This is a genomic window from Rhodopirellula sp. JB055 (genome assembly GCF_043100905.1).
Classification (GTDB): domain Bacteria; phylum Planctomycetota; class Planctomycetia; order Pirellulales; family Pirellulaceae; genus Rhodopirellula.
The window spans coordinates 1-8,252 of record NZ_JBICHO010000419.1; the positions used below are offsets into that span (position 1 = coordinate 1).

The following is an 8,252-nucleotide window of genomic DNA, read 5'->3' on the forward strand; positions in this document are numbered from 1 at the left end:
AATGGGGCAATGTGAACCCAGAGTTCATACAGCCGGTCGTTTGGAAGTTGGGCTGTGTTGCCTTCAACTGCCACGAAGTACTCGCCATCCGTGGGGATCACATAATGCTGGAATGCACCCTGCTGCGGATATTGGTGATGACGCGAGCTCGCGGTCATGTATTGACCAGCTTCGTTCGAAAGACCTAACGTTGTAAAATAAGAGCTGGATCGATTGGGGGTCCAAACGGTGACCCAATCTCCGGCTGACGCGTCGATGCTCCAGAAATCGATGTCGTCATCTCGTTCCAGAGATCCGATGCCGCGGACCAACCAATTCGAACCAGGTGCCTCAGGATCAAGATGGACCGCGCCAGTCCGGTCATCGTTTGTGGGATGTTCGAAAAGATACCCGTTGGGCAATTCTTCGATCGAGAAGTCTGTCGAATAGCCATCGCCTTCCGCGAGCGGTTCGCCAAATCGCGATTCGAAGCTAGCGGGTAGGTGCAGTCGATACTTGCCCTCACGCAGAACGTTCACTCCAGAATCAACGGAGAAGTGGAGACGGTTGTGCTGTCCTTCTCCATGGGCGTACGCGAATTCGTGCCTGAGTGCGTAGGATTGATCGTCTGAGGTACCGAACTGACCGTCCGCACCGGCTTCCACAATGGCGACGTCGGATGATTCGAACGAGTCTTCACTTAGGTTGCGATTGAAGGTCACTTCGAAATCCGACAGCATTTGGTCGGTCTCGCCTTTGTCCGAAGGTAGCCCGCGGATTTCCGTGACTCGGAACGGCACGGTGTCGACGACTTCCACGTTCAACACATACTGTCCATCGAAACCGGCGCCGTTCCCTTCCGGATTGGCCGCGACCAGCACTTCATATTCCCCACGGTCGGTCGTCAACGCTCGAAAGCTACCGTCTTCGTCCGGAGAGATTTCGGTGAACGCTGAGCCCACACCATAAAGACCGATAACCGGTTCGACTTGACTCCACTCAGGTCGATCGATTGTAAATCGAACTTGGACATTCGGTTCGAGTGAGCCCAGTTTGTACGTATCACGGTCTGCAAGCAGGAGTGTCCCAGCGATGGATCCCTTCAGCGATCCATTCGGGGTTGAGTTCAACGCGATTGTGTCGCCATGTCCTTTGTGCTGGTTTGCTTGTTCTCGCGATTCCAACGCTTGGCCTGCAACAGTATCGACTCGCAATTCGTAGTCGCGTTGGTACTCGCTGGAGATCAAGAATCGCTTTTGAATCTGAATGTAGTATTCACCGTCGCGCGGAACTCGGAAACGGTTGACCATCGTTGACTTGTCGCCTTGTGGGTGCGTTGACCGTTCGACGCCAAAGGAATTCCCCACGGAGTCCGTAATCGTGAGATCCATGGTCTCAATCATTTCCGTCGTCAGCGTGACGCGAATGGTTTGCGAAGCCTCAGCCTCGAAGCTCCACCAATCGGTGTCGTTGAAGGTTTCAATGAGACCCACGCCCGAGCGAGGCGTTCGCGAAAATCCGGTTCCGGTTGGATCCAATTCGAGTGGTAAAACGGTCGCTCGATCACGCTGGTCGTTGTCGAAACCTTCAAAGATTTCTGTGCTGTCGACAGCATCCAATCGGAAAAATTGTGTGACGGCGTTGTCGCCATCCAATGTGTTCCCAGACAAGTCCGTGATGTCGGCATCTAGCTTCAAACGGAATTGTCCGGTGTCTAGCGGACCATCCGTCACGATGACATCGAAATACGAACTAATTCCATCGCTTGTTAACTCGACATGGAATGGTCGATCGTCATCGGTGTCAAATTGGCCGTCCGCGCCCGCTTCACGCAGGTCAATCAAGTCGTTTTCTAAAGAAATGTCTTCGCTGAAGTTCAATTCGAAGCGACCGATCAGTCCATCGCCTACTTCGTCCGCTGCGGGCAAGCCTGGTGTTTCGAGAAGTTTCGGGGCGATGTCATCATTGATCTCGATGTCGAGGATGTACTGGCCGTGCAGACCGTATCCAATGTCGGCCCGTACGACAGCATAGTAGCTTCCGTCAACTGCAATCGTACCTTCAAAGACTTCTTCTGAAACATTGATGTCAAGAACTCTCTCATAACCACGATAGAGTTCAACGAAGGGTTTCAGTGTGCTCCAGTGCGGCAGGATCGATCGGAGCGAGACTGTTGATCCCGCGTTCAATGTACCCAGGGAAAATCTGTCTTGTGGGGAGTCCGAGCCAAAAGCCAATGCTCCGGTGACCTTGGCCAATCGCGGATTGGTCGTTTCGTTAAACTCAATGACCTCGGTTGTGGGATTGATGTTCGATTGTCTGGAGTTGGTTTCCAGCGTGATTGATTGGGAGACATCCAAAGAAAGTTGATACGGTGCGTTTGCATCTGATCCAAGGGATCCTGAGAGGAGGACAAAGTACTGGCCTGCTTTTGGCAATGAGACTGCGTTGATCACACTGACGCCTTGTGCCAGCACATTTTCATCTGCGTCCAGCAATGTCAGTCCTCGTCCGCTACCCGTAATGCGGACCGCAATTTCAGATGCCGCTGCGACGTCAAATGTCCAGTAGTCCGGATCTCCGTATTGGCTTATCAACCCCAGGCCGGTTCGCGTCGTGTGCGAAAGTCCTGTTCCTCCCGAGTCAGGCGTCAACGGAATCGTCGTCGCCGTTTCAATGGTGTTGTTGTCGACTCCTTCAAAAACGAAACGTTCGGCATCAATCGCGATCTCGAACGATTTGCTGTACCCAGCACCAGCGGCCAAAGGATTCCCGAACGAGTCCGTCAGTTGATCCGAGATGGAAATCTGATAGTGGCCATCTGCGATGGGACCGTCCAGGATGCAGACGACGAGTTCAGTCGGCGAATCAAGTTTGGATGTTGTATGGAAGAGTCGATCGTCATCGGTAAAGAATTCGCCATCGGGGCCAGCCTCGCGTAGATCAATGATATGGTTCAGGTCGCCAGTCGCTTGGACGGGCTCACTCAACTCAAAACCAAACTCAACCAATGGCGAATCTGCGATGATATCGTGGGTGGGGATTCCCGATACCGATACAACTTGAGGGGCATCCGCGTCGGTGACGACAACGTCTAGCAGGTACAGTGCATCGGGACCTGCAAACGAAGACACCGGATCATCGTCGCTTCGCGGAATTTCGATGATGGTCGACCTGCCGGAGTAGGGAGAGACTTCTCTTAGGGCCCATTCACCAGACTGATCCATGACTCCATCGCCACGCGATTCATACGAATACAACGCCGGCTCACCTTCCTGCCAATTGGTATAGGTAAGTTCATCGCCGTTTGACCACCTCAGTGAGTCGACTGACTCGTGTTCGCCCAGGCTGATTCCAATCCAAGTTTCGCTATCGATTGGTTCAAAAAGCGATTGTTCTTCGGCGCTGTTGATCGCGAGCAAGTGTCCGGCGCTTTCGTGGGCCAGTTGGTCCGCTTCTGTCTTGGTATTCCAACCTCGAAATTGATAACGGCTATCGCCAAAGACGGTCTCCTGCCGCACTCGTACCTCGTATGTGCCGAGACTTGGGACAATCGCTTCGACTTTGTCTCGAGCGGGATTTTGATCGACAACGATGCCGCGGGGGCCACGAAGCTCGATGATTGGTGCGGCCGTCCCGCCACTCGGAATGCTGGCGGACAAATCGACTCGCGTTCCTGCCGCCAGAACTCCGAGCGAGTATGAGTCGATGTCTTCGTCATGCAGTCCGCTGGCAATCACACCGGCAGCGCTTGCTGTTCCGATGCCCTGAAGTTCCGAAAGAAGTGGGGCAAGCGATTCGGTTTCGAAGGGGAAGCTCCCCTGCAGTACCCTCAAGTGATATTCGCTGGCGTAGTCGGAGGAAAACGAGGGATCAACTTCAAGTAGATACTCACCAGCTTCCGGGACGAGGATCGATTTGTAATCGAGTGGGGAAGATGGATCACTCTTGGTGACATAGTTCCCCTCCTCGTCGAAAAGGGTGGCATTGAATGTGAGTGCTAAACCACCTGCATTGACGTAGAGTGAAAGTTCCGTTTGCTCCTCGGTCGAAAGCGAGAATCGATTGTTGGTCTGATGCAGATCGCCGGTCGAACACGCAATTTGCAAGTCTCGTCCTTCCACAACGGGAGCAAACACGAGCGGCGTGCTATCGGGGATATCCGATGTGGCATCGGCGGCGAGCATCCATCGCGATTCCAATTGCTCCAGCCGCACGCGACGGCGGTTCCTTTGGGCTCGACCGGGAATCAAAGCTCTTCTCTCGAGTTGAGTAACTTGCTGCGTTGGAGACTTCGAACCAATGGCAGCCAAATGTCAGCTCAGACACCGAGTTGGATGCGGGATCGATATTCAGTTCCAACGATTGTAGTTTCTCGACACGCTCATTCCGAGCGTGTCTATCAAGAAGGGGCGTTTACGCTCAGTGGAATGCCGGTGCTCCACAAGGAAACGAGGTTCCGGGAGGTCGCCGGATTTTCTTGCAGCCATTGGCACATCGCGAGGCGTCGTTCGGGGCCCGTCGCGTCCTGGATCGACGCGGTTCGGAACTTGGGTTGCCCGCCGGCTTCGGTTCGCAAAAATCGTGCTGCTGATTCGTCGGCGAGGTGGTCGCCAAAACGAACGGAGAAGTCGGAGGTTTCGCCCACGAACAACACGGAACCGTCTTGGGCGAGCACTTGGTACAGGCCGCCTTTCGCAGCCCCGGTTTTGGAACTTGGCCCAGCGTTTGCGTTCCATTTCTTGGCCGCTGAGAACTTTGGCTTTGGTGGCTCGGGAGCATCTTCGCTGGGTTGATGCTCACGCGCAATGTTGGCCCATGATCGCAGTTGCGTCGCACACCAACGAAGTGTCAATGGATCGGCATCAGCCGCATGCAGCAACGCTTCTCGATCAAACTCTGAAAGCAGGTTTGGATCGGTGAAGATATCGTCCAAGCTGTGATCGGGATAACGTTGCACCAGGGTCGCCCACGCCAATTCAGCGGCGTAGCTGAACCGTTCCAGTGTGGTCGTCGGAATCGTCGTGGGACGCTCGGTGTGAATGCCTTCCGCGGTCAGTGCACCGGACGCACGAAGTTCGATCAATCGTTGGCGTCGGGACGCAGCGGGTTCGCGTTCGGAGATCCGGCGACAGGCGGATTCCAAGCGGTCGCTGAGCACCGGATCGAGCAGCACTCGATCGACGGAGTGGCCATCATGGATTTCGCGGAAGGCGTTGATCAATTCGTCATCGGTCATCGCACGCAGGGTTTCAAATTGGAATTTCAACTGCGGCCCCACGTCTTGGGTTGCCCAGCGTTGTCGTTCTTCCTCCTCACGAGCTAACTTCTTTGCTTTGGTTTCGTTCTTCTTGCCGTTGGTGGCCGGTGCGCTGCGAAGTGGGTCTGCGGCACCTGTCAGCGGATCGCCAACACGAATTTGTTCGAGACGTTCGGTTCCGAGCGAAACGTATTCTTCACTCATTTCAAAGCTGATGAATTCGCGACCGAGTTTCTTGGCAACGGCGACGGTGGTGGCGCTGCCGCTGAAGGGATCCAGCACTTTGTCGCCGGGGTCGCTGCAGGCTCGGATGATGCGGCCGAGCAACTGTTCGGGCATTTGGCATCCGTGGAAACCGGCTCGCTCTTTGAACGTGCCCGCGACTCGGGGGAAGTACCAAATGTCTTCGTCGGCGGTGAAGCCGTAAGGCAGGTCTTGAGGACGCAGGATCCAAGTGTCATCAGGCATCCGGCCTTTGCTGTTGGCTCGGCGGTCGTTGTAGACCAACTGCCGGGCCGAAGGCACACGCACGGCTGGATCGTCAGCGTTGAACTTGAAGTGCTTGGCGTCTTTGACGAAATGAAACAGGTGGGCGTGCGAACGAGTGAACTTGTATTTGCAGTGCACGCCGAAGGTGTAGTACCAGATGACCCAGCTCCGGCATTGGAAGCCGATCTGCTGCGCAAGCACCTTCAACTCGGCGGCGTATTCGTCGCCGATCGCTAACCAGAAAGCTCCGTCATCGGCCAGCACCCGGTGCACGCCGCGAATCCAGCTTTCGGACCACTGGATGTATTCGTCGGACTCCAGCGAATCATCGTAGACGTCGTAGGAATATCCGATGTTGAAGGGCGGGTCGGCGAACGCCAGGTCAATGCATCCGGCGGGCAGGTTTGCCATGCCCTCGACGCAATCAGAAACGTGGATTTGTCCGAACGCAGGGGGAGTCTTCAAAAGATTCGGATCCATTCACGGGCCACAAACAATCAAGTGTTGGGCCGAATGATCCACCATAAACGTTCGAAGATCAACGCCTCCTCGTCGCCCGACGCGAGGGCTTGGTGTGCCAATTGCCGTTGGGCGTTGTTGAGTTTGAGCTGGCCGGCCAGATGGGCGACGTGATCCAAGCGGCTGTCAAAATCAGGCAACTGTGAAATCCAAGCCGGGACAATCATCGACGATCGCATGGGGTAACCGGTCGAAGCCACCGCCGCTTTGCGATCGCGTGGTTGATCCGATCGGCGTTTCTCTGAAACTGGTGATTTGCCCTCGGCAGACATTTCGATGCCCAAAGGCTGAGCCAACAACGAATCGCGACCGCTGCCGGCTGGCCAGTTCGGTTTGGCGTCTAACAAAGCGACCTGCAATCGGCGCTGTGCCGATCCAGGGCGACGAAACGGGGATCGAGCCGCCATCGCGTGAACGGCGGACACGGCACTGGACCATTGTTGATCATCCGCGACCAAGATTCCTTGGGGTGACATGGCATCGGGCACCGAGCGAGTCATCACGGCGTCGGACAACAGAATCGACAGGCTGCGAAGCACGTCGAAATCACTGGCAATCAAATCATCGACCAAAGGACGCAGCGTCTCCGGTGGAACCGAAGCGGCCGAGGCAACCGACAAATCAAACGGGCTGGTCGTGGGCGGGACATCGTGAACCATTGCGAACAAGGTCGACACGATTCCTTCTGCCAAATCTCGAGAGCCAACCAATTGGTTTGACCAAGCCTTGGTTTGTTCTTCGCTGGGACGCTTTGCCAATTGGCGACGCCCGTCCAGCGTGTCATAGAAAATGTCTTGGTCTGCACGAGCTGGGTTCAGCAGGGGAGCCAGACCTGCGGCGATCGTCCAGTAATCGGATTGAGTCGGGACGTCGTCACCGGAGTTGGGAACATCATGGCAGCGTTGGCAACGCAGGTCTTTGTGGGTGGTCAACGCCGCGGTTTTGACGGTGACTTCATGCAGGTCCGCGGGCTGCAACATTCGAATCCAAGCGGTCGCTGCCGGTGGATTGGAGTTTGCCTTGGGGGCTTTCTCGGCGGGAGCCTCCACCTGTGACGGCAGCATCCATGTTGCGATCAAGCGATCGGCACCAGCGCCCTTCTTCAGAACTTCACTGAGGTTCTTCAGGGCATCTTGGTGCTTGGCTTTCTTGCCCAGGAATGCGGTCAGCAATCGATTGGAGATCGCTTCTCGGTTTGATGGGCTTTCGATGGCAGTTCGAATTGCTTCCGAGTCGCCGATCGCTTCGAGCGGGACCACAAGGCCCAGGCGGTTTGCGATTTCCTGTTGAATGGCGTCCTTTTCACGCGAAGGCGTGGGGCTGATTCCCAATCGTTTCCAATGCGATTGCCAACGCGAATCGATGTTCTGGGATACCAGGGTGATCGACGGGACAGTGCCCGAAGGGGCATCCCGTCGGATCTCTTCTCGATTCGGGAACTCGGGCGAGTCGGTCGAAGGAGAGTTGGACGCGGGGGACCTCGATGGATCGCCGGCCAGTTCGATCGGTTGAGTCCGTTTTCGAGGAGCCGGTTTCGGTGCCGCGGTTGGGGCGTCGTCTTCGACTACCGGGGAAGGGATGGGAGTCGACGGTGCGGCGTGGTCAGTTGGTTGGTCAGCGATCGTTTGCAGAGTTGCATCGGATCGGTACTTCACGCCCACCGCGATTCCGACGCACAGTAGCAATCCGGCGGCGGTTCCGATCAGGATTTTGACGAGTGGCAGCTTGGATGCATTCTTGCCTGCCAGGGAAGCGTCGCGAGCGGAGGCCGGTTGGGACGGTGCCTGTTTCGAATTCGCGGCATCGTTCTCGTCTGACAAACGCCGCAAGATCAGGCTGGATTGATCGGGTGGCGTTGGGCCACCGAGAGCTTCCTGCAGGAGCAGGTCCAGCATGGCGTCCTCACGCAGCGAATCCGGTCCCTGAGATTCAGGGCCGTCGTTCCGAGGGTGATCCTCGTGCGGTTCGGCGGGGGAGGGATTGATATTCATGACGATTGGGTAAC

3 protein-coding genes are annotated in these 8,252 nt (G+C 56.0%); all 3 read right to left on the reverse strand.

Going from position 1 to position 8,252, the window contains the following annotated elements:
- Window positions 1–4,196 (reverse strand): pre-peptidase C-terminal domain-containing protein (locus tag ACF8AM_RS16475; RefSeq protein WP_392556687.1); only part of this gene is annotated, 4,196 nt, incomplete at its 3' end.
- A gap of 185 nt (window positions 4,197–4,381) precedes the next feature.
- Window positions 4,382–6,208, reverse strand: a complete 1,827-nt coding sequence (locus ACF8AM_RS16480) for a DNA methyltransferase (protein WP_392556688.1) — start codon at window positions 6,206–6,208, stop codon at window positions 4,382–4,384.
- Between the two features lie 17 nt (window positions 6,209–6,225).
- On the reverse strand, window positions 6,226–8,252 hold a 2,027-nt coding region (locus ACF8AM_RS16485), incomplete at its 5' end, for a hypothetical protein (RefSeq protein ID WP_392556689.1).

Coding starts and splice junctions, on each gene's coding strand:
- ACF8AM_RS16480 (WP_392556688.1), bottom strand. CDS start 6,208: ATGGATCCGAATCTTTTGAAGACTCCCCCTGCGTTCGGACAAATCCAC.